21 protein-coding genes are annotated in these 22,637 nt (G+C 63.1%); 4 read left to right on the top strand and 17 right to left on the bottom strand.

The annotated features are described in order from the left end of the window. Positions 1 to 58: 58 nt before the first annotated feature. Together ACWTU7_RS02840 and ACWTU7_RS02845 are read right to left on the bottom strand one after the other, a co-directional pair. On the bottom strand, positions 59 to 820 hold the full coding sequence (locus ACWTU7_RS02840) for a 3-hydroxyacyl-CoA dehydrogenase (protein WP_455837974.1): 762 nt from the start codon (positions 818 to 820) through the stop codon (positions 59 to 61). Positions 821 to 1,011: 191 nt separating this feature from the next. Then, positions 1,012 to 1,548, bottom strand: coding sequence for a GNAT family N-acetyltransferase (locus ACWTU7_RS02845; RefSeq protein WP_127316792.1), 537 nt, complete (start codon positions 1,546 to 1,548; stop codon positions 1,012 to 1,014). 281 nt (positions 1,549 to 1,829) lie between these two features. On the opposite strand from ACWTU7_RS02845, the gene ACWTU7_RS02850 reads away from it, so the two are divergent. Continuing rightward, complete coding sequence (locus ACWTU7_RS02850) at positions 1,830 to 2,819, top strand: glutathione S-transferase family protein (RefSeq protein ID WP_455837973.1); 990 nt, start codon at positions 1,830 to 1,832, stop codon at positions 2,817 to 2,819. A gap of 1 nt (position 2,820) precedes the next feature. Here ACWTU7_RS02850 and ACWTU7_RS02855 read toward each other — a convergent pair whose 3' ends face one another. Continuing rightward, entirely contained in the window at positions 2,821 to 3,321 is a 501-nt protein-coding gene (locus tag ACWTU7_RS02855; protein ID WP_287092283.1) for an NUDIX domain-containing protein, read from the bottom strand. Positions 3,322 to 3,374: 53 nt separating this feature from the next. Here ACWTU7_RS02855 and ACWTU7_RS02860 point away from each other — a divergent pair, with 53 nt between their 5' ends. Further along, positions 3,375 to 4,289 (top strand): metallophosphoesterase family protein, encoded by a 915-nt coding sequence (locus ACWTU7_RS02860; protein WP_455838012.1) that lies wholly within the window; start codon positions 3,375 to 3,377, stop codon positions 4,287 to 4,289. A gap of 109 nt (positions 4,290 to 4,398) precedes the next feature. Here the strand turns inward: ACWTU7_RS02860 and ACWTU7_RS02865 are convergent, their stop codons facing one another. The 8 genes from ACWTU7_RS02865 to ACWTU7_RS02900 all read right to left on the bottom strand — a co-directional run bounded on the left by ACWTU7_RS02865 (position 4,399) and on the right by ACWTU7_RS02900 (position 13,195). Continuing rightward, on the bottom strand, positions 4,399 to 5,022 hold the full coding sequence (locus ACWTU7_RS02865) for a hypothetical protein (protein ID WP_095519236.1): 624 nt from the start codon (positions 5,020 to 5,022) through the stop codon (positions 4,399 to 4,401). A 120-nt stretch (positions 5,023 to 5,142) separates the two neighbouring features. Next, the gene (locus ACWTU7_RS02870; protein WP_455837972.1) at positions 5,143 to 5,967 is read right to left on the bottom strand and encodes an alpha/beta fold hydrolase; all 825 of its coding nucleotides are present in this window, start codon (positions 5,965 to 5,967) and stop codon (positions 5,143 to 5,145) included. Between the two features lie 120 nt (positions 5,968 to 6,087). Next, on the bottom strand, positions 6,088 to 7,866 hold the full coding sequence (locus tag ACWTU7_RS02875) for a tetratricopeptide repeat protein (RefSeq protein WP_455837971.1): 1,779 nt from the start codon (positions 7,864 to 7,866) through the stop codon (positions 6,088 to 6,090). A gap of 296 nt (positions 7,867 to 8,162) precedes the next feature. Then, positions 8,163 to 9,839, bottom strand: coding sequence for a 2-isopropylmalate synthase (gene leuA / locus ACWTU7_RS02880; RefSeq protein ID WP_455838011.1), 1,677 nt, complete (start codon positions 9,837 to 9,839; stop codon positions 8,163 to 8,165). 547 nt (positions 9,840 to 10,386) lie between these two features. After that, positions 10,387 to 11,475: an AbrB family transcriptional regulator gene (locus ACWTU7_RS02885; RefSeq protein ID WP_065011902.1), complete on the bottom strand. Its 1,089-nt coding sequence runs from the start codon at positions 11,473 to 11,475 to the stop codon at positions 10,387 to 10,389. Positions 11,476 to 11,532: 57 nt separating this feature from the next. Next, the gene (locus tag ACWTU7_RS02890) at positions 11,533 to 11,841 is read right to left on the bottom strand and encodes a putative quinol monooxygenase (protein ID WP_455837970.1); all 309 of its coding nucleotides are present in this window, start codon (positions 11,839 to 11,841) and stop codon (positions 11,533 to 11,535) included. 46 nt (positions 11,842 to 11,887) lie between these two features. Continuing rightward, a complete protein-coding gene (locus ACWTU7_RS02895; RefSeq protein WP_455837969.1) occupies positions 11,888 to 12,688 on the bottom strand; it encodes an SDR family NAD(P)-dependent oxidoreductase in 801 nt (266 codons plus the stop codon). Positions 12,689 to 12,757: 69 nt separating this feature from the next. Next, positions 12,758 to 13,195, bottom strand: coding sequence for a DsrE family protein (locus tag ACWTU7_RS02900; protein ID WP_455838010.1), 438 nt, complete (start codon positions 13,193 to 13,195; stop codon positions 12,758 to 12,760). Between the two features lie 98 nt (positions 13,196 to 13,293). On the opposite strand from ACWTU7_RS02900, the gene ACWTU7_RS02905 reads away from it, so the two are divergent. Continuing rightward, positions 13,294 to 14,373, top strand: a complete 1,080-nt coding sequence (locus tag ACWTU7_RS02905) for a hypothetical protein (protein ID WP_455837968.1) — start codon at positions 13,294 to 13,296, stop codon at positions 14,371 to 14,373. 27 nt (positions 14,374 to 14,400) lie between these two features. On the opposite strand, the gene ACWTU7_RS02910 is transcribed toward ACWTU7_RS02905, so the two are convergent. From ACWTU7_RS02910 to ACWTU7_RS02930, 5 genes are all read right to left on the bottom strand, one after another. After that, entirely contained in the window at positions 14,401 to 15,330 is a 930-nt protein-coding gene (locus ACWTU7_RS02910) for a cation diffusion facilitator family transporter (RefSeq protein ID WP_455837967.1), read from the bottom strand. Between the two features lie 28 nt (positions 15,331 to 15,358). Next, positions 15,359 to 17,548, bottom strand: a complete 2,190-nt coding sequence (locus ACWTU7_RS02915; RefSeq protein ID WP_455837966.1) for an anthranilate synthase — start codon at positions 17,546 to 17,548, stop codon at positions 15,359 to 15,361. Positions 17,549 to 17,809: 261 nt separating this feature from the next. After that, complete coding sequence (locus tag ACWTU7_RS02920) at positions 17,810 to 18,883, bottom strand: peptidase M14 (RefSeq protein WP_455837965.1); 1,074 nt, start codon at positions 18,881 to 18,883, stop codon at positions 17,810 to 17,812. A gap of 146 nt (positions 18,884 to 19,029) precedes the next feature. Continuing rightward, a complete protein-coding gene (locus ACWTU7_RS02925; protein ID WP_455837964.1) occupies positions 19,030 to 20,406 on the bottom strand; it encodes an FAD-containing oxidoreductase in 1,377 nt (458 codons plus the stop codon). After that, positions 20,403 to 20,864 (bottom strand): DUF4126 domain-containing protein, encoded by a 462-nt coding sequence (locus ACWTU7_RS02930; protein ID WP_455837963.1) that lies wholly within the window; start codon positions 20,862 to 20,864, stop codon positions 20,403 to 20,405. Before ACWTU7_RS02930 ends, ACWTU7_RS02925 begins: the two co-directional genes overlap by 4 nt. A 165-nt stretch (positions 20,865 to 21,029) precedes the next feature. Here ACWTU7_RS02930 and ACWTU7_RS02935 point away from each other — a divergent pair, with 165 nt between their 5' ends. Beyond that, positions 21,030 to 21,587: a sugar O-acetyltransferase gene (locus ACWTU7_RS02935; RefSeq protein WP_455837962.1), complete on the top strand. Its 558-nt coding sequence runs from the start codon at positions 21,030 to 21,032 to the stop codon at positions 21,585 to 21,587. A gap of 9 nt (positions 21,588 to 21,596) precedes the next feature. Here ACWTU7_RS02935 and ACWTU7_RS02940 read toward each other — a convergent pair whose 3' ends face one another. Further along, a complete protein-coding gene (locus tag ACWTU7_RS02940) occupies positions 21,597 to 22,583 on the bottom strand; it encodes a helix-turn-helix domain-containing protein (RefSeq protein WP_455837961.1) in 987 nt (328 codons plus the stop codon). Positions 22,584 to 22,637: the final 54 nt, after the last annotated feature.

The following is a 22,637-nucleotide window of genomic DNA, read 5'->3' on the forward strand; positions in this document are numbered from 1 at the left end:
TCAGGCCGGCGAGCGGGCCGGTCTTCGCCTGCGGGGCGACTTAGGCACTCATGGACGGCTACTTCGGCGCCATGCGGATGGCGCCATCGAGGCGGATGGTCTCGCCGTTGAGCATCTGGTTTTCGATGATGTGCAGCACAAGGGCTGCATATTCGGAAGGCTCGCCGAGACGGGACGGGAAGGGTACCGCAGCGCCAAGCGAATCCTGCACCTCTTGCGGCATGCCGGCCATCATCGGTGTCTTGAAGATGCCGGGCGCGATGGTGCAGACGCGAATGCCCGACCGGGCAAGGTCGCGCGCCACCGGCAGCGTCATGCCGACGACGCCGCCCTTGGAGGCTGAGTAGGCCGCTTGGCCAATTTGACCGTCATAGGCGGCGACCGATGCCGTGTTGACGATGACGCCGCGCTCGCCGCCCTCCAGCGGCTCAAGTTTCGCGGCCCGGTCGGCGACGAGGCGGATCATGTTGAAGGTGCCGATCAAATTGACCTCGATCACCTTGCGGTACTGATCGAGCGGGTGCGGGCCGTCCTTGCCGATCGTTTTCATGCCGATGGCGATGCCGGCGCAATTGACCAGGATACGGGGTTCGCCGAACTTTTTTACCACTTCCGCCACTGAAGCAGCACCGCCGTCGGCGCTGCTTACGTCGCATTGGATGGCGATGCCGCCGATATCGGCCGCAATCTTCGCCGCACGCTCGATGCCGAGGTCGAGGATGGCAACGTCCGCGCCCTTCGCGGCCAGTGCACGTGCCGTCGCTTCGCCGAGGCCGGAGCCGCCGCCGGTGACGATCGCAATCTGGCCGTTCGGGTTCATGTCGGCGTCCCCCACCTAAAGCGCTCACGTTATCTAAAGCGCGTCGCGTTGAAACGGATTCAATCGACGCGCTTTAAATCTCTGTTTTTATGCATGTCGTTACCCCAAAACCGCTGCGCACTTTTGGGCGACATGCACCATCGGCCACATGCTACGAAGCCCGACAGGACGGCGCAACCGCATCCGGACGGTCACGCCATCGCGGCGACGTTCGCGGCAATCCTTGCCTGATCGGCGTGGCAAACCTCCCCCACCAGCCTTGCCACCGCGCCCGGCACGATCTCGTGCGACAAAAGCCGGTCGAGATCGACCGGGCGCGGCATGGAGATTTGCCCACGCGGGATTCTCTTGAAGCCGAGAGGGCCGTAATAGGGCTCGTCGCCGACAAGCATCACGGCCGGCGTGCCGGCCTTGGCGGCGGCCTCCAGCGCGATTGCAACGAGCCGGCGGCCGATACCGAGATTCTTGAAGGCCGGCCGCACGGCAAGCGGTCCGAGCATCAGCGCGCGACCGGCGCCGGCCGCGATGCGCGTCATGCGCACCGAAGCGACAACGATATCGCCATCGACGGCCACGAAGGACAGGGCGCGTTCGTGCGGGCCGCCCTCACGGATCTTGTAGGCGCCCAGCACGAAACGGCCCGGCCCGAAGGCTTCGTCGTTTATGGCTTCGATTTCGGGGTCATGCGCCGGATTTTCCGGCAGGTATTTCACGTCGGCAAGGCTCATGGTCTTTGCGTCCGGTACACGGGAAAAGGTTTGCTGCAAACGGCAGCGTTCGCCAGTCAGCGCTTCATCAAGCGCGGGCGCCCTTTCGTCGTCGGTCGAACCGGATCAAAGCGAAGTCGAACATGCGGATTTTCCGCTAGCACCAATCTTCAGCCACTGCAATCGGCCGTTTGCTTGCCGCCCTTCGGTTGCCGCCCTGGCGATTGACGAACTGTTCAACGCCTGGCGATTTCCGCATTGTCGGTTTGTGCCTACATCCTACGAAGACGAAAGGACATCGCATGGGATTGTTGGTCGGCGGCAAATGGCAGGACAGCGGGTACGACACCAAGGGCAGCGACGGCGAGTTCGTGCGGGCGCAGTCGCAATGGCGCGACTGGGTCACGGTTGACGGTACGCCGGCCGAAGGCCGCAAGCGCGGCTTCAAGGCCGAGCCGGGCCGCTACCACCTCTATGTCTCGCTTGCCTGTCCCTGGGCGCACCGGACGCTGATCATTCGAGCATTGAAGAAACTCGAGGACGTGATTTCCGTCTCGGTCGTCCATCATTTCATGGGCGCCAACGGCTGGACCTTCCTGGCCGAGGACGGCGCCACCGGCGACACGCTCTACGATTTCGATTTCCTGCATCAGATCTACACCAAGGCCGATCACGCCTATTCCGGCCGCGTGACGGTCCCGGTTCTGTGGGACAGGCGAGAACAAACAATCGTCTCCAATGAGTCCTCAGAGATCATCCGGATGCTCAATTCAGTCTTCGACAAATGGGGCGATGCCAGCCTCGATTTCTATCCGAAAGCACTGCGCGGCGAAATCGACGCGGTCAATGCGCTGGTCTATCCCTCAGTCAACAACGGCGTCTATCGCGCCGGCTTCGCCACCACGCAAACGGCCTATGAAAAAGCGTTTGGCGAACTGTTCTCGGCGCTCGATCAACTCGAGGATCGCCTATCCCGCCGGCGTTATCTCGTCGGTGACCGCATCACCGAGGCCGATTGGCGGCTGTTCACCACGCTGGTCCGCTTCGATCCGGTCTATGTCGGCCATTTCAAGTGCAACCTGCGCCGCATCGCCGACTATCCGAACCTGTCGAACTATCTGCGCGACCTCTATCAGGTCCCAGGGGTCGCAGGCACGGTGAGCCTGCACCACATCAAGGCGCACTATTACGGCAGCCATGAAACGATCAACCCGACGCACATCGTGCCGGTCGGGCCGGAACTGGACTACGCGGCGCCGCATGATCGCAATCGGTTCAGGAAGGCGGCGTGACCTACCAGTAGGGCGACGCCGCCGCGCCGCCAAAAATCTCGGCAACCCGTCGCAGTGTGGCCGGCGTCGTTGCCTCCGGCAGGCGGTCGAGAGGAAAGAAACCGGCTGCGGCGATCTCGCGGTCCGGCAGCTTCGGCGCCGTCTGATTGAACTGCTCGACCAAATAGAGCCCGACATGGTCGCGGCGGCTGGCCCGACGGTTGAAATGCATCGATTTCAGCACCGGCGGCGCGGTCAATGCAATATTGCCCTCCTCGGAGAGCTCGCGCGCCAGCGCCTCGATCATCGTCTCGCCCAGCTCGACGCCACCGCCGGGAAGCTGCCAGCCCGGTACATAGGTGTGGCGAATGAGGAACACGGAATTGGACGTGCGGTCGTGGATCAAGCCGCGCACCCCGAGCGTCATCGGCCGCCGCAGCACGAAATACAGATGAAACAGCCTTGCCCTGAGACCCGGCCAGCCGGCCTGGCGGAAAACTTGTTCCAGATCGGGCTGCGTCATCACCCACGAAACCGTGGGTGGAAAGCAGCGCGCGCGTCGCTTATGAAGAGGGGATGTTCAGGCTCGCGCATATTTCCGATATCCATCTGGGACCGCTTCCCGGTGTAACCTATCGCGATCTCGCCTCCAAGCGGGTGGTCGGTTACGTCAACTGGCAGCGCAATCGCCGCCGCCACATGCGCGATGCCGTCATCGACACGATCGTCGCCGATATCAAGGCAAGCGCACCGGATCACCTTGCTGTCACCGGTGATCTGGTCAATCTGGCGCTCGACGGCGAGATCGAGATGGGCAAGCACTGGCTGGAGACGCTGGGTTCTCCCGATGATGTGTCGGTTGTTCCAGGAAACCACGACGCCTATGTGCCTGGCGCCTTCGACAAGGCCTGCCGGTCGTGGACGGCATGGATGACCGGCGACGGCATCAATACGCCGATCGATCGCGACGCCTTTCCGTATCTGCGCGTGCGTCGCAACGTCGCGCTGATCGGTGTGACGACGGCGCGGGCCACGGCTCCGTTCATGGCCAACGGCTTCTTTCTGGAAGACCAGGCGGAAAGGCTGCGCGAAGTGCTCGATGCTACGGCCAAGCTCGGACTGTTCCGGGTGATCATGATCCACCATCCGCCAGTGCGCGGCGCCGTTTCGCAGCCCAAGCGGCTGTTCGGCATTGCCCGCTTCCACAAGGTCGTTCAGCGGCACGGGGCCGAGCTTGTGCTGCACGGCCATTCGCACGAGCCGACGCTGTTCTCCATCAAAGGGCGCGGCGCCAAAATTCCGGTGGTCGGCGTCGCCGCCGCAGGGCAGGCGCCAGGCGGCAGGCGTCCGGCGGCGCAATATAATCTGTTGGAGATCGATGGCGATAAGGACAATTGGCGGATCAGGCTGACGCGACGTGGCCTGACCGGCCCGGCCATCCCGCCTTCCGATCTGGAGATTCTGGAGCTTGGCGCGGACGCTATTGCCTAGAGCCTATTCCATCTCGATGGAATCGGGATGGGGCTCTATCTTCTTGTTTGACCATGAGCTTTTCCGAAAACCGGATTCCACTATGGCTACGCGGACCTTCGGTTCAGGGTCATGGTCTAAAAACCAGTCCCATCGCAACAAGGCGGTCCCAGAACAACACGATCGATACAGCCAGCCCGACCAGGGCGCCGGCGGCGATCAGGCCAAGACCGGAGAGAAACGCCGACCAACCCTTGCCGCGCCGCACGGATCGCAGTGGCGGCTCGGCTTCCGGGACCAAGGCACGTTTCAGGCTGGCGACAGCCTGCTCGACCCCGCCTTCCATCATTCGCTGGCGTTCGACGACGCGCTCCGCGACGTAGCGCGTCACCTGATCGGCAACCGGTTTCATCTCGGTTGATTCGGCCAGCACCACCCGGCCGATGCGCGTGTCCTTGAGGAAGCGATAGGTGCGGCGGTCGCGCCCCATGGCGACATGGCTGACGGCGTCGATCCATAGGCGCGGCTGCAGCCCGGACGAGACGGCGAAGTCGAAATTGTCCATGTCGGCGGGCACGTCGGCGAAGATGGGCGCGAGTTCGGCAGCAAGCAAATCGAGCCGCATGCGATGCGCCTCGCGCATGTCGACTACGACGTCGTCGCGGTCGGCGAAGGCGTTTTTCACGTCGCGTATGGCGTCGGACAGTTTTCGCGACTGATCGATCTGGGTGATGTTCTCGCCTGCATCCTTCATCGGCGTTGCCTCGCGGGTTTGGTTAACACCGAATTAACACAGCCGTTGGCAAAATGCACTTGCGAGATCGACAGGCCTTAAGCGGCTTACAAGACCAAAAGCCAGCCCGAAGCCGCACCATCAGTCTTTGGCAGGCAGGGATCGATCCGCCGCGGCGGCGGATTTTGGACGATGCGGCCTGCTGCGGCGTTTCATGTTGCGGCGGACGATCTCGGCGATAAGGCCGGGCGCTTCCTCGACCAGCATATGGCCGGCCTCCAACACGTGGTGCAGGTGGAAATGCGCCGGCAGACTATCGGCCTGTGTGAAGGGCAGCACCGCGTCATCTATCCCCCAAACCACCATCACCGGCATATCAAGTGTTTCGAGCCGTTCGCGCGAGATGACGCCCTGCCGATCACCCCTGGTCATAGAGGCCGCGATCTCGACAAGTTTCTGCAACTGGCCGAGACGCGCACGCATTTCGCCAAGCATATCCACGATGCGCTCCGAGGGCAGGCTTTGCGGTCCGGACATGGCGGCCAGGCAGGCGCGAATTTCACTCTTGCCGGCAGCGGCGGCGTACCGGCGCAACAGCGGCCCGTTGATCTCAGTCCCAAAACCGCCCGGCGCCAGAAGCGTCAGCGAGGCTATCCTTTCGGGCTCGGCCAATGCCATCAGCACTGCCGCCGCACCGCCCATCGAATGGCCGACGAGATGCACCCTCCTAATTCTGCGTGCGGCGAGGTCTGCAAGAACGGCCCGAGCGGCCGCCTTGGCCGGGCCACCACCCGGGAAATCGAGGGATAGCCCATGGCCCGGTAGATCATAGGCCAGCGTCCGTGAACCAAGTGCCAGTATCGAAATCACCTCCTGCCAGTCCCCGTGACAACCGCCGAAGCCATGCAGGAAGACAACCGTCTTCGGGCCGGCGCCCCGTTCGGCAGCGTAAAGGGATGAAATCATGAATTTTATGGTTTTATTGCAAAATCAAACAGGACGCGAGATTCCAGATTTTGGCTCGACTGCGCCTTGTCCAAGCCGATGGCCAGTAAAATTTCCGCGATCAGCCGTGCGTTAGAAGCGCTAGCTGGCATTGCCGAGCCCGGCGGCACGCAAGGCCTCGACCAGCCGGTCGATCAGATCGGCGGGGTATCTCCGCTCGACAAAGGTTGCGCGCGGATCTGCAGCGAATTTCGGGAATTTGACAGTCATCTCGTTCGCGAGGTCGTGCGCCAGTTGATTGCGGCCGGTTGCCTTCGCGCCGATCAGCCGCGCAGCCAGATAGTGCGATTTCGTGGGCGTCGCTTGCAGCGCATCACTGGCAAGCGCGGCCTTATTCATATCGCCCGCCATGAACTGCCCGACGAAAAGCCCGTAATCCCACCAGGTCGGATGGGCGCTGGAAGTTTCGGCGGCGTGAGCTAGGATCGGTGTTCCCTCCCTATACCTGCCGGCAAAAATCAGCCCATAGGCGTAAGCTGCCGCCATGCTGAGGTCGTAAGGGTTAAGTTCGTAGGCCTTGTGCATCCAGCGGATCGATTCCTCCGAATTGCCGAGGCGGGAATTGAGATAGCCGTAGGCACGGTGGGCATAGGGACTGGTTGGCCCCATCTGCACGGCGCGACGGGCAAGCGACATCGCCTGTTCGATCGTGGCGCCGGCCGGATAGGCGTAGTGATCTGTGGCCGCCTCGAGATGCAGGGTCGCGAGCTCCGAATAGACGAGTGACGATTTCGCATCCTGGTTGATCAGGTTTTCGAGACAGCGATAGGCAGCCTCATGGGTTTTGGCGCCCTGGTCGAGATAGTACTTGTCGTTGAGCAGCAGACATTCCGTGAGGCCGGTCTGAAGGCCGCTCTGTTCGATGTAGTTGTAGATCGTGCCAGAGGCGGGAACGGCCGAACTCAAAATGCCGGCGACACTATCCTCGACGGTGGAGGGTGTGCTGTCGGCGGCAGTCAAGTTGCGTGACAGCAGGACCCGTCCGGTCGCCACACTTTGAAGCTCCAGAGTGACATCGCCCGCCGTTGGTCCCGGCAAGACATCGAATACGAAGCTGATTGCATCGGTGACCGGATCGGGCGGGCCGTCGGCGTCCCGACCGATGAAGTTGACCGTGTCGAAGCCGCTGAGGCCGGCGCGCAGCGATGCCGCGACGCGGGCAGCCTCGGCGCTGTTGGTTTTCACCGCAATGTAGACGAGCGGAAGGCTTTCAATCGGAGCCCATGGCGCAATGCTGCCGGTTGCCACCGCGTTTTCGATCGTCGACGCGGCATCGCTTCCCGCCAGCAATGCGCCGCTTCCCTGGCGAAGGATCAGCACGCCCAGCATGGCGATGACCAGAGCGATCGCCAACCAGAAGAACTGGAGATGGCGCAGCAGCGACGGCGCCGGCTCGCGAACGACAGGGGACATCAACGATACGGCAGGTGCGGCCATGCGGGGTTCTTCGAGCGATCCCGACAAGGTGGCAGCCGCCTCGGTGTGTTTCTTCGGCGCCGGCTCGGCCGGCAGGCGGATCGCGTTGAGTTCATAGGATGGAACATAGCCGCCACGCGGAATGGCGATGCGGATCGGCTCGGCAACGCCCTCATTGGCGAAGTAATGCTGCAGAAGCTCGCGCAGCCTGCCCGCCTGCACCCGGACCACGGCGTCGGTCGACGGATCGAAATCGCCGTCCTTGCCGAAAACATCCATCGCGATGGAAAAGCCCTTGAGCTTGTCGGCTTCGCCTGCCTGCTCGCGCTCGACCAGATAGCGAAGCAGCTTACGCGCTCGTTCGGATCTCCCGAACGTTTCGCTGGCTAGCAATCGCTCCAACGTCTCGCGCACTGCGGGGGCGGCAGGCGTGGCATGCTGCAAGTGTCGATCCTTTCGAAGTCGGCACAGGTTGAGACGCAATCATATAGAGCCTGCACTGCCATACAAGCATGCATCCATTATGCGATCGCGTACCCCACCGGATAATTTTCCGGTGGTTAACGGCGCGAAAGGCCAGAGCAAGAAGATACCATGTGGGTTCATCTTGCTCCAGCGCTGTTAGCTTTCGACAGCTTGTCTAGAGCGGTTCATCTTTGGTAGAACCGACGAACGGTTCTAAGTATTTGTTTTTAAGCAATTCGGACGGAAAACCGCTACACACTTTTCCTGGGATTGCTCTACTCGACCTTTCGGCCGACAATGCGATTGGCGGCGGAAACCACGGCTTCCAGCGAAGCGGCCACGATGTTGGTGTTGATGCCGGCGCCGAACAGCTTGCCGCCGGGATGCTCCATCTCGACATAGGAGATGGCCGAGGCATTCGAGCCGCGCTGCATGGAGTGCTCCGAATAGTCGAGCACCGACATCGGCACGCCGACATGGCGCGACAGCGCGTCGACAAAGCCGTCGATCGGGCCGGTTCCGGAGCCTGAAATCGTCACCTCCTTGCCCCTGTCGAGGATGATCGCCTCCACCGCACGCCGGCCCTTGGTCTCAAGGTCCGGATAGGTGTGGTGGTCGAGGAACTTGAGCCGCGCGCCGGGCTGATCGACATAGGTGTCGAGAAAGCGCTCATAGATGCGCCTGGCCGGCACCTCCTTGCCTTCGGCGTCGGTGATCGCCTGGATCGCTTGACTGAACTCGATCTGCAGGTTGCGCGGCAGGTTGAGGCCGTAGTCCGCCTGCAGCACATAGGCGATGCCGCCCTTGCCGGATTGCGAGTTGATGCGGATGATCGCCTCGTAGTTGCGCCCGACATCGGCCGGGTCGATCGGCAGATAAGGCACTTCCCAGTACGGCGTGTTGGCCTTGCGCAACGCCTTCATGCCCTTGTTGATGGCATCCTGGTGCGAGCCTGAAAAGGCCGTATAGACGAGCTCGCCGACATAGGGATGGCGCTCGGGGATCTTCAACTGGTTCGAATATTCATAGACGTCCTTCATCCGATTGATGTCGGAGCAGTCGAGCTCGGGATCGACCCCTTGCGTGTACATGTTGAGCGCCAGCGTGACGATGTCGACATTGCCGGTGCGCTCGCCATTGCCGAACAGCGTGCCTTCGACGCGGTCCGCGCCCGCCATCAGACCGAGTTCGGTGGTGGCAACGCCGGTGCCGCGGTCGTTGTGCGGATGCAACGAAATGAGCAGGTTCTCGCGGTTGTCGAGATTGCGGCACATCCATTCGATGCGATCGGCATAGATGTTGGGTGTCGACATCTCGACCGTGGACGGCAGGTTGATGATCAGCTTGTTTTCCGCCGTCGGCTTCACGATTTCGGTGACGGCGTTGCAGATTTCCAGCGCCACTTCGAGCTCGGTGCCGGTAAAGCTCTCCGGCGAATATTCAAAACGATAACCGCCGCCGGCCTTCGCCGCCATGTCGGTGATCATCTTGGCCGCATCGGTGGCGATCCGCCTGATGCCGGCAACGTCCTTCTCGAAGACGACGCGGCGCTGCAATTCGCTGGTCGAATTATAGAAATGCACGATCGGGTTGGTGGCGCCCTGCAGCGCCTCGAAGGTGCGGGTGATCAGTTCCGGTCGGCACTGCACCAGTACCTGCAGCGAGACATCGGCTGAGACATTGCCCTCTTCGATGCACCAGCGGGCGAAATCGAAATCGGTCTGCGAGGCCGACGGGAAGCCGATCTCGATCTCTTTGAAGCCCATGTCGAGGAGCAGGGCGAACATGCGCGCCTTGCGCTCGTGGCCCATCGGGTCGATCAGCGCCTGGTTGCCGTCGCGCAGGTCGACCGAGCACCAGATCGGCGCCTTGTCGATGACCTTCGAAGGCCAAATGCGGTCGGTGAGACCGACCGTCGGGTAGGGTTGGTATTTCCGGGCTGCCTCCGGCATGCCCCGGGCTGCCTCCGGCATGCCCCGGGCTGCATCCTTGCCCATCTCCCCGCTGTCTGCGCGGATCTCTTCTCGTGCGTTCATTGTCGTCTCTCCCGGCGGCTCGCGGGATCCGCCCTCAGGCGGATTTGGTGCCGAGCGGCGCCTTTACCAGATGTTCATTCACTTGATGTGACTTGCCAATTTTGAGACTGGCCAAGGAGCATGCGCGTGAGCGGCGGTTCGACCGCCGGGCGCTCCTTCAGCGAACCCGGCGATCGCCGATAAGGCCGAGAAGCAGCAGAGCGGAAGCAAGCGCGCGCACGGTCTCGCCAGCAAAGCCGGTCTGACGGGAAGCGACGGAGGTGGCGCGGTTGATCATGGCGGTTTTCATACAGGAGCAGCCAAAGAGAGGCAAGTGGGGCCGAACGACTGGCGTTTCCTATACCTACCCGACGCAGTCCTGTGCGACTTGGGCTGGTCCTTCAGCGGCCGCGAGCAGATTGCGTCGCGCCTGATCCATTTAGGTGACAGCGCCGCAGGTCTTTCTGGAGCCGCAAATTACCCTCTATTCCCTCAGACTTCGCGCCACCAGCCGCGCCACGCTCGGTCCGACCAGCAGCACGACGAGGAAGCGGGCCGATTGCAGCGCCATGACGAAGGAGATGTCGACGTGCTGTGCGGCGGCGGCGATGATGGCGACGCTGTCCATGCCGCCGGGGCTGGTCGCCAGATAGGCGGTCAGCGGATCGATGCCGAGCACATGACTGATCATGAAGCCGAGACCGCCGCAGAAGGCGATGAGGATGATGATCGAACCGACGATCTGCGGCAGCGCCCGCGTCGCGTGCTGCAGAATTGCCCTGGTGAAATTCAGGCCGATGGTCCAGCCGATCATCGTATAGCCGAGGGCAAGCAGCCAAGGCGGCAACTGCATCGGCACGCCTAGTCCGAGATGCACAGCAGTGCCGAAAATGAAGGTGCCGAGGAAGAAGGGTGACGGCAGCCTGAGCAGCTTTCCGATGAGGCTGCCGACGAGCGCCACGCCAAGTGTCCCGGCAAAGGCTGTTGGATCGATCGGCGGGAACCAGATGACGGCCGGGACCTCGATGCCTGATGTGTCGACCCACATCTTTGCAACAAGTGCGGCAGTCACCGAGACGAAGATGACGCGCAGATATTGCATGAAGGCGACGAGGCGCTGGTCGGCGCCGAAGGCGCCTGCCATCAGCACCATGGCGGTGGCCGCGCCCGGCGATGAGCCCCAGACGGCGGTGGTGCCGGGCAGGATGCGCCAGCGGCTGATCAGCCAGCCGAGCAGGCTGGACGCCGCAACGGTCGCCACCACGGTGCCGAGGAACAGCGGCCATTCCTTGTAGAAGACCGGAAAGATGTCAGGGGAGATCGAAGCGGCGACAAGGCAGCCAACGATCGCCTGGGCGGCGCCGAACAAAGGGCGCGGCACGCGCACCGTGGCGCCGTTGGTGCCGGCCAGGATCGCCGCCAGCATCGGTCCGATCAGCAGCGCTGCCGGCAAGGCGCCGAATTCAAGCGCGCCGGCAAACAGGATCGAGAAGATCAGCAGTGCCAGCCACTGCCAGACTTTGGGCACCCGCGCCATGCGTTCGACGGTCGGCTGGTCTGGCAGGGAATCCATTTTTCGGTCTTAGCCCCGAAGCGGGGAGATGCGAACCCCCGCGGCGGTGAAAATGCGTCAGCCGGTTTTGACGGCTGGCAGGCCGAAGCCGCCTACGGGCCGGGTCTCGACCTGGAATTCGAAGCCGGCGATGATCGGCCGCGCCTTGGCAATCGCCGCCTGGACTTCCGGCAGTTGCAGCGAAGCCTTGTGGCTTGCCTGGTCGGTCCACACTTCGGTCACCCAGATCGCGTCGGCATCGGCCGGATCGGTGGCGATGATGTAGCTCAGGCAGCCAGGCATGGCGCCGGTGCTGGCAAGCAGGACATCCATCATTGAGTCGCGCTGGCCGCGTGTCGCCCGCATCTTGCCGATCAGACCGTACATTGCCGTTTTCTCCGTTGGCTTCCGCGGCAAGTATGCAGGTCGCCGCTCACGGCATCAACTGGCCACCATTCACCTCGATCACCTGGCCGGTGATGTAACCGCTCAACAGAGCGGACGAGAGGAACAGATAGGCGCCGACGCAGTCCTCGGGCGTGCCGGCGCGGCCCTGCGGAATGGTAGCAACCATGCCCTTCATCTGCTCCTCGGTCGAATAGCGCTCATGGAAAGGCGTCGCGATGGTGCCCGGCGCCACCGCGTTGACGCGGATGTTGAAGCCGATCAGTTCCTTGGCCATGCCGCGGGTCACATTGGAGACGAAGGCCTTGGCCGAGCCATAAAGGCCGGCGCCGCCGCCGGCGCCATTGCGCGCCGCAATCGACGAGGTGTTGACGATGAAGCCGCCCTGGCGCTTCAGCCATGGCATCGCCTTGCGCGAGGCGGTCAGCACGGAGCGGGCGTTGAGGTCCATCACCGCGTCGTAATGCGCCTCGGTTTGCTCGGCATAGGGTACGCGCCCAAGCATGCCGCCGGCATTGTTGACCAGGCCATCGAGCCGGCCGAAGTGTTGCGCGCTGTTCTCGACGACGCGCTCGACATCGGCGGAGATCGAGAAATCGCCCTGGATCAGGAATACCTCGCCGCCTCCGTTGCGGATGGTCCCGGCCAGGTTTTCGGCAGCTGCCCGACTGGAATTGTAATGCAGTGCGACGCGGCATTTCTGCGCGGCGTAGGCCAGTGCAAGTGCCGCCCCGATGCCGGTCGAAGCGCCGGTGATCAGCACCGCCTTGCCGGCGAGGTCGGGGATGACCAGGGTGGGGGTGACAATGGCGGTTATGGTGGATGGCACGTCTATTCCTCCGGGACTCTCCCACCATTCGTAGGGCCTCGCCGCCCTCATGTTCAAGTCAGTAGCGGTTCAGGGCCGCAAATAGGCGTAGCCCTGGCGCTGCAATTCGGCGAGCTTGACGACACCGCCGGTCTCGGCGGCATGAAAGCCGTCGAGCAGATCGGTGAGCGCAACATCCATGCCATGCATGGTGTTGGCGCAAGCATGTGAGGTCAGCCCGTCCCGGACCAGGCCGGAAAAACGGCTGGAAATGGCAGCTGATGCGCTCTTCGACTTGAAAGCGGCGAGTGCCGGGCCATGCACGACCAGCACGATGTCGACCTTGCCGCCGGTGCCCTCATAGTGGTTCTTGATATTGCCCAAAACGAACCCGACCTTGTCGAGGTCGCTGAGGTGATAGGCGACCTTCTGCCTTTCCTCTTCCACGGCCGCTGCCTTGACGGGGCGCAGCCCGAAAAGGCTGGCGGATCCGGCAAGGCTCAAGCGGAAAATATCGCGGCGTCGCATCATGTCGTTCTCCAGAATGCCGTCCTCGCAAATTGCGTGGCTTCGGCCTCGATCCTAGCATAAATTGAAGTCACGTCCTGTCGGGCGAGGAGGGGCAGATGACATCGAATACCATTGTGGCCGCCGGACTTGGTGTCGCCTTGCTTGCCACTGTTGCCGGCACCGCCCTTGCCGAGGATACGCCTAAGCTCACCGAACTCAGCCCGGACGGCAAGGATGCCTGTTTCGGGCGTGTCTATGATGCCGCGCATCTCAAGGTACATCCGAACCAGAAGGTGGGACGGATTTTCTTCTACTACGGCAGCGATCCGGTCAGCCATCCCAACGAGGAGCCGAGCAGCGGTTCGTCCGGCTACAACGGCTTCATGGCGACGACGGTGCGCGGCGCCAAGAAACCCGAGTGGGTTGGCGGTTGGTGCGGCAAGGATGATCCGCAGTCGAGCGAGCTTCATTGCGGCATGGAATGCGACCGCACCATGGCCTTACTGAACGTTGATGAAAAAGGCCGGCTGATCGTCTCCGGCGTGCATCGCAACCTTTATCTCGATGCTGGCGCCGAGGATGAGCTGGGTGAAAAGGAATACGCCAAGCAGGCACTCGGCACAGAAGACGACGGCTTTCGGCTCGACCGTATGCCGACGCAGTCCTGCAAGGCCGAATTCGCGCGCATCGATCCGGTCGATCCGGCGCTGGGAGCACCGCTGCGTGAGCGGCTGAAACCGGACCAGCCGTTCTGCTACGGGCGCGACTACGATGCCGCGCATCTCGACTCGCATCCCGATCAGCTTACCCACACCATCAGGGTTTTCCGGGGCCCGATCGAGCTGGCCTCCTTCGCCAAGGGCGGCGATCCGGCAAGCTGGCCAAGCGGCGCCGACATAGCTGTTTCCGTAACCACGCGGCGGAACGCCGCCGAGGTCACGCAGAGCTACAGTTGTGACGGCGAAGCGGACCAGTGGCGCTGTGTCGCGAGCGGAAAGACGAGCGACTTTTCCTGCGACATCGCAGCCAAGGAGATTTATCTGCGCCGCGGCGCCAATGGCACGATGATGCTGGCCAATCCCAACAGCAGCCTGCCGATCATCGACCTATGCTCGAAGACGGCCGAAGGCGAGACCGCATCCGACGACAAGGTCTACCGGCTGGAGCCGATGCCGCAATCCGCCTGCACGCCTTGAGAAGTTTTGAGGGCCTACAGAACCGCCTCACGCGAACGGCACGGCCGTCGTGCCCTTGGGCAGCTTTGCCTCGTCGTCGGGCTCGACATGAATGGTGACGCGCACCGAGGGGATCTCGGCCTTCAGCGCATCCTCGATGCGGTCGCAAATGACGTGGCTGGCGCCCACCGACATATCGGCATCGACGACCAGGTGGAACTCGATGAAGGTGGCGCGGCCCGCAATCCGCGTCTTCAGATCGTGGACTTCCATTGCGCCCTTGCAATTGGCCGAAATGACGTCGCGGATGTGCATGTGCTCCTGTGTATCGACGGCGCGGTCCATGAGCCCGTTCATCGACGAGCCGATGACGTGCCAGCCCTGCCACAGGATGTTCAGCGCGACGATGACCGCAAGAGCGGGATCGAGGACTTGCCAACCGGTGAGCACGGCACCGACCAGAGCAATGAACACGCCGACGGAGGTCGCCACGTCGGTCATGATGTGCCTGCCGTCGGCAACCAGTGCCGGCGACTTCTCGGCACGGCCGGCACGGATCAGCGTTAAGGCCCAGAAGGCGTTGATCACTGTCGCGACACCGTTGATGGCGAGGCCGGTCCAGGGCTGTTCGAGTGGGGCGGGATGCCGCAAGGACCACCACACTTCGTTGAGGATCAGCAGGGCTGCCAGAACGATCAGCACGCCTTCCAGCACGGCCGAGAAATACTCGGCCTTGTGATGGCCGAATGGATGATCCTGGTCGGCCGGCTTGTAGCTGACCTGGATCGCCCAGTAGGCTGCGGCCGAGGCAATGACGTTGACGATCGATTCCAGCGCGTCCGAATACAGCGCCACGGAACCGGTGACGTGCCAGGCCGCCAGCTTCAGGCCGAGCACGACGAAAGCGACGACTATCGACCAGAAGGCGAGGCTGGCGACCTTGCGCTTGGCGGCGGTCTTCGGATCGATTGCGGTCATTGATTGCTTCCGGCCGCCGAAACCGGAGCTAAGCCGCCTTTTCCTTGGCCTTGCGCGGCAGATGCGCAACGATGTTCTCGATGATGCGCATGCCGGCATTGTGTCCGAGAGTCATGATCGATTCCGGGTGGAACTGCACCGCAGCGATCGGCTCCTTGCTGTGCTCGAAGGCCATGATGACGCCTTCTTCCGTTTCGGCCGTGACGACGAAACCATCGGGCAACCGCACCGGATCGGCGAAGATCGAGTGATAGCGGCCGACCGTCACCTCCTTGGGCAGGCCGGAAAAGATGATGCCCGGCTTCGACACGCGGATGCGCGACGGTTTGCCATGCATTGGCACGTGCAGCTGCCGCAGCTCTCCGCCATAGGCCTCGGCCAGGGCCTGCAGGCCGAGGCAGACGCCGAAGATCGGCAGGTCGCGCGCGCGGGCCCGTTTGATGGTGGCGGCGCAGTCGAAGTCCTTCGGCGTGCCGGGACCGGGCGACAGCACGACCAGGTTGGGTTTCAGCCGGTCGAAGACCTCGTCCGGCACAGGTGTGCGCACGGTCGAGACATTGGCGCCGGTCTGGCGAAAATAGTTGGCCAGCGTGTGGACGAAGGAGTCCTCGTGGTCGACCAGCAGGATGTTGACGCCGTCGCCGACGCGCGCGGTGGCGCGTTCGGTGTCGGCGGCATTGCCTGACTTGGCGTCGCGGATGGCGGAGATCATGGCGGATGCCTTCAGTTCGGTTTCGGCTTCTTCTTCCTCGGGAATGCTGTCGAAGAGCAGCGTGGCGCCGGCACGCACCTCGGCGATGCCATCCTTGATGCGGATGGTGCGAAGCGTCATGCCGGTGTTCATGTCACCGTTGAAATTGACCATGCCGATCGCGCCGCCATACCAGGCGCGCGGGCTCTTCTCGTTCTGCTCGATGAAGCGCATCGCCCATAATTTCGGCGCGCCGGTGACGGTGACCGCCCAGGCATGCGACAAGAACGCGTCGAAGGCGTCCATGCCTTCGCGCAGCCGCCCCTCGATGTGATCGACGGTGTGGATCAGCCGCGAATACATCTCGATCTGGCGGCGGCCGATGACGCGCACCGAGCCTGGGTCGCAAACCCGCGACTTATCGTTGCGGTCGACGTCCGAGCACATGGTCAGCTCGGATTCGTCCTTCTTCGAATTGAGCAATTTCAGGATCTGCTCCGAATCGGAAATGGCGTCGTCGCCGCGCTTGATCGTGCCGGAGATCGGGCAGGTCTCGACACGGCGGCCGTTGACGCGCACGAACATTTCGGGCGAAGCGCCGATCAGGTATTCGCCTTCGCCGAGATTGATGAAGAAGGAATAGGGCGACGGGTTGATGGTCTTCAGCTTGCGTGAAATGTCGGAAGGCGGTGTCTCGCAGCGCTCGTAGAACATCTGGCCGGGCACCACCTCGAACAGGTCGCCGCGTTTGAAGCTCTCCATCGCCTTGCGCACCAGATTGGCATATTCGCCCGGCTCATGGTCGCCGCGCGGCGGAATGCGGTCGGCGGTCTTGAACGGCTCGACGATCTCGTCGCGGGGCAATCCCTCCGTCGAAAACTCGTCGCCGGAATAGTCGTAGCGGTCGGTCCAGGCCTTGGTCGAATAGTGGTCGACGACCAGGATCTCGTCGGGCAGGAACAGCACAAGGTCGCGCTGGCTTTGCTGGCGCTCAAGCTTGTAGTCGACCGGATCGAACTGGAAGGCAAGATCATAGCCGAAGGCGCCGTAGAGGCCGAGATTGGCGTCTTCCTCCGTTTTGAACAGAGCGGTGATGGCGCGCAGCACGGTGAAAACGGAGGGAACGCGGCTGCGTTCTTCTTCAGTGAAGACACGGCCGGGCTTGGCTACATCAAGGCGGATGAGTTTTTTCGAGGTCTCGGCGATCGTCACGTCGTCAAGCCCGCCGAGTGCCTTGCCGATCACCGGCAGAAGCACCTCGCCACGGCTGTTCAGCGCCTCGATGCGCATGGCGCGGCCGCGCGCCGAGATCACCAGCGGCGGGTCGATGATGGCGGTGTCCCAGCGCGTATAGCGGCCGGGGTATTCGTAATTGGAGGAAAACACGGCGCCACGGCGTGAATTCAGCCCGTCGATATAGGCGTCAATCGCGCCTTCATAAGGCCGGTCATGGCGCTCGCGGGTAATCGTCACGCCACCCGCCGTGACGAAGCGCTCCGCCCCGTTCTCCAGAATTTTCGTCGTCATTGCCGTCTCCATCAGCGTCTTGGGTATATCAGCGGCTTGGGGCAACGGACCCGGGGCATGGCTTGAAAAAACAAATGGCCGCCCGGACATTCCGTTGCGGCCACCTTCTATTTTCACGCGCACGCGTTCGAACAGGCCGCTGTCAGCGAGCCCACCACCAAACGGTCTTGATCGAGCGCATGTTCATGGCGATTCCAATAGCGGCGATTGAACGGCCACGCAACTGGATTCAATGAAGCGCTTGGCGAAGGGCATAGGCCCTCAGTCCTCCAGCGTCCCCGACCTTGCGTCGGCGCTCTTCCTGTCGCCGACCAGCTTCAGCAGGTCTTCGCCGGCACGGATGATGCGCCGGGAACGCCGTGTCAGGATGATGCCCGACTGCGGTGCGAACACTTGCGTGCGGCCGTCGGGCTCACCTGGCGCATGGACGATGGTGGCAAGCAGTGCGCCTTTTGCCACACGGTCGCCGGGCTTCACCTCGTAAAGGACCGCGCCCGCTCGGGGCGCCGGCATCATGTCGATGTTTTCGAGCGGTGCGACAATGCCGGTGAAAAAATTAGGCCCGGCAAGGCCGCCGGGCTCGGGCAGGGTCTGATCCACGATCACGCCGCGTGCCACCAGCAGCCGATAGAGCCCTTCGGCATCTGAGGCGGCCAGAGCGCCATCGACATCGAGTATGCCGCGATATTCGACCGTGGTGGCGACGCGTCGATCGAGGCGCGCGACGTCGGCGGGAACGTTCTGGTACGGCATGATCGAGGCGCCCTCGAAGGTGCCGTCGGTGTCCTCATCCCACAGCACCACCGCGTCGACGCCCATGGCGGCCGCGCAATCCGCCATCGCCGGCCACAGGCTGGTGTGGACATAGAGGTAGGCGAGGCCCTCGTCGTCGCAATGCAGGTCGAGCACGATGTCGTGGCCGATGGAAAGCTGCAGCAGCCGGGTCTTCAGCCGCTGGTCGACGGTGCCACGCGTCGTGTTCGGCAGGAGTGAGATGTCGGGCGCGGCCAGCAGCGGAAAGCCGCGGTTGAAGTTGTTGCGGGTGCCCAGATGGAAGCGGCCCTGATGCTCGCCGAAATGATACTGGGCGCGGCCAATCGGGTTGGCTTGGGGTACGACGGTGATATTGCCCTTGATGCGGCCTTCCGCTTCGGCTTTTTCAAGCATCGGCATCAGCGCGTCGATGGCGACGACGCCCGGCAGTTCGCCGGCATGAAGCGCTGCCTGCAGATAGGCCGAAGATGCCGATTTGTCCGCTCCCTCCAAGCGGAACACCGGGAATTCATAGGAAACGCCCTCGCTGTCGCCGGCGATGCGCTCGATCGATTTTTGCATGATATTCCTCCAAGAAAGAGGCCGAACACATGCCCTTTCGCCGATACGCTGTCGATTGGTCCAGCTTTTCGCGCTATGGGCGCAAGACTCTGGCCGGCTCCCGAAGGGGCGCGGAGGACACTACTGGTTCCAAACGCCTGCCCGGCCTATGCCAGCGGCTTCAATTCCTGGGCAATGGTGGGCAGAAGTTCCGAGACATTGGGGTGGATATGGGTTGCCCGCGCGAGCGTGCTGACCGGCGCCTTGGCGTACATCAGATCGAGCACGCAGTGTATCGCCTCGTCGCCGCCGGGGCCGAGCACCGAACAGCCGAGGATTTCCTTGGTGCCGGCGTCGACCAGGATCCTCATGAAACCTTGCGTCTCGCCTTTCTCGACGGCGCGGCCGACGCGGGTCATCGGCCGCTGGCCGACCAGCGCGCGACGCCCGGACTTTCTTACCGCTGTCTCCGTCATGCCGCAGCGGCCGAGCGGCGGATCGGTATAGAGCGCATAGGCCTCGATGCGGTCGCTCACCTTGCGCGGATCGTTGTCGAGCAGATTGGCGGCGACGATCTCGTAGTCATTGTAGGAGGTGTGGGTGAAGGCGCCTTTGCCGTTGCAGTCACCCATCGCCCAGATGCCGGGCACGCTGGTGCGCAACTGGTCGTCAACGACAATGAAGCTGCGTTTGTCGACCTCGACGCCGGCTCTGTCGAGGCCGAGATCGTCGGTGTTGGGCGTTCGGCCAAGCGCCAGCAGCACATGCGAGCCGACCGCCGGCGCCTTGTCGGCGGAGAAGGTCACGGCAATTTCGTTGCCCTTTCTGGCGAAGCCGATGTCATCGGCGCCGAGATGGACCGTGATGTCTTCGTTTTCGAAGATGGACAGGATGGCGGCTGAGACATCCTCATCCTCGCGGCCGATCAACCGCGGGCTCTTTTCTATCACCGTGACCTCTGATCCGAAACGGCGGAACATCTGCGCGAATTCGAGCGAGACGTAGCTGCCGCCGACGACGACGAGATGGCGCGGCAACTCGTCGAGATCCATCATCGACGAATTGGTCAGGTACGAAATGTCGTTGACACCGGGCAGGTCGGGCACCGAGGCGCGGCCGCCGGTGTTGAGGAATATCTTCTCGGCGCTCAGCAGGTCGTCGCCGACACGCACGGATTTGGCCGATTCGAAGCGCGCATGGCCGCGATAAAGAGTGCATTTGTCCATGCCGGCGATCCAGCTTTCGAGGTTGCCGCGGGCGTCGTTCGACACCTTGTCCTTGCGCGCCTTGATCGCCTTGTAGTCGACGCCGACCGGGCCGGAGAGCGTCACGCCGTAGTCGGCGGCGCGGCGGGCAAGATGCGCGGCATAGGCGCTAGCCACCATGGCCTTGGTCGGCATGCAGCCGGTATTGACGCAGGTGCCGCCAACCAGTTTTCGCTCGATCAGCGCCACGCTCATACCGGCCGCCGTCAGCCGGCCGGCGAGCGACGGGCCGGCCTGTCCGGCGCCGATGATGATGGCGTCGAATGTCTTTGCCGTCATGCCACCGCCGCCACGATCAGCAGGCCACCGATGATCGCCACCGCGTCCTCGATAAGGGCGGCTGGCAGGTCCTTGCCGAAAGCGATCGCCAGGCGTTTGCGCAGCTCGGCGCCGCCCAGCGTGCCGATCACCGCGCCGATGGCGCCGGCGATCAGGCCGCCGATCGTGGCGCCGCCGGTCGCGCCGATCACTGCGCCGGTGAAGGCGCCCATGACGATGCGTGCGCCGAACTGCTGTGGGACCTTGCGGCTCGGCGTCGACGGCAGCTGGTCGGTGACGAGCTCGGCGACGGCCAGGATGGTGAAGATGCCGACGGTGATCCAATGGCCCATGAAACCAGCCCAGGTTATGGCGACCGGCAGCCAGCCTAGATAAGCGCCCCAGGCGACGGCGGCGGGCGCGGTCATGGCGCGAAGGCCGGCAACGACGCCGATCAGAAGTGCAAGGAAGTACAGCATGATTGATCCCCCCCTCGATCACACGGCCTGGGATGGCCCAGCCGGGGCAGGCTAGCATAGGATCGGCATTTGACCAGAGGCCTGCGATCTCTGCGTTACCCGATTTTTATGGACTGTGCTTTGACACCACGTTGAAACAGCAGGGTAAGACAGGAGGGCATCGCCTTGAACGAAAGCGAGCGCATAAATATGGCCGCGGGCGAGTGGTATACTTGCCTCGACTCAGAGCTGGAGGCGCTGCGCATCCTCGCTCGCGACGCGGTGTTCGAACACAACAGCTTGCCGCCCCGGCAACGTGGCGACGTCGGACCTGCCTTGAAGTCGCTGCTCGGCGCTGCGGGCGAGCGCGCCCGGATCGAAGCGCCGTTCCACTGCGCCTACGGCTTCAACATCTTTCTCGGCGACGGCGTCTTCCTCAATGCCGGCTGCATCATCCTCGATACGGCGCCAGTCCGCATCGGGAAGGGAACGCTACTCGGCCCCAACGTGCAGATCTACTGCGCCGAGCATCACAAAGAGGCAGCGGGGCGACAGGCCGGGCTGGAGATCGCCAAGCCGGTCGAGATCGGCGACAATGCCTGGATCGGCGGCAGTGCGGTCATCCTCGCTGGGATCAGCATCGGCGCCGGCGCTATTGTCGGAGCGGGTGCTGTGGTGACGCGCAATGTGCCGCCAAACACCACGGTTGTGGGCAACCCGGCGCGGCCGGTCAGGCGCGGCTGAGCATCCGGATCAACGCGAGGCGGCGTGCGCGTCCTGATCAGCGTTCTTCGAGAATTCGCGCCGGTACTGCGCGGGCGAGGTCCTGAGCCGTGCCGCGAAGTGCTGGCGCAGCGACGTGGCGCTACCGAACCCGGCCTCGAAGGCAACCGTGTCCATCGATTTTTCCGTTGCTTCCAGCAGCCGCTGCGCCAGCGCGACGCGCTGATCGATCAGCCAGTCGCCGAAACTGGTGCCGATCGTTTTCTGGAAGCGGCGCGTGAACGTCCGGCGGGTGAGACCGGCGGCGTCGGCGACGCTGTCCAGACTGTGCAGATCGCCAAGCGTTTTGCGCACCGTGTCGAGGGCCTGTGTGAAGCGATCCGCGTTGCCGGTCCTGGCGATGGGGCGTTCTATGAACTGCGCCTGCCCACCTTGCCGATGGGGAGAAAGCACGATCTGCCGGGCAAGTCGAAGAGCCGCCTCGGCGCCGTAGCGGGCTCGCACGATGTGGAGACAGCAGTCAAGCCCGGCGGCGACGCCGGCAGATGTCATGACATCGCCATTGTCGATGTAGAGCACGTCCGGATCGACGATCATGTCGGGATAAAGCGCCTGCAGCTGCTCGGTATAGGCCCAGTGCGTCGCGGCTCGCCGCCCCGAAAGCAGTCCGGTCGCCGCAACAGCGAAGGTGCCGAGGCACAGTCCGACAATCAATGCGCCGTTGCGGTGCGCTCGCAGCAGCGCCTCTACCAGAACCGCAGGTGGCGGATTTTCGAGATCTCGCCAGCTTGGGACGATGACGATGTCCGCGCCATCGAGGCTGCCAAGCCCTTGCGGCGCAGTCACGGTCAATCCTGCTTCGGTATGGATAGGCCGGCTTTCGATCGCACAGATGCGGAAGTCGAAGCGCGGCAGGCCGAGCGCGGCGCGGTCTTCGCCGAATACAAGGCACGGCACGGAAAGGTGGAACGGACTGATGCCATCGAAGGCGATGGCGGCAACGATCGGATCGGCCATGCTAAGCACCAATAAGGGTTAGATCCGAATTGTCCCAATCCTTTTGAATAATGT

Source organism: Mesorhizobium sp. BHscii (genome assembly GCF_053848065.1).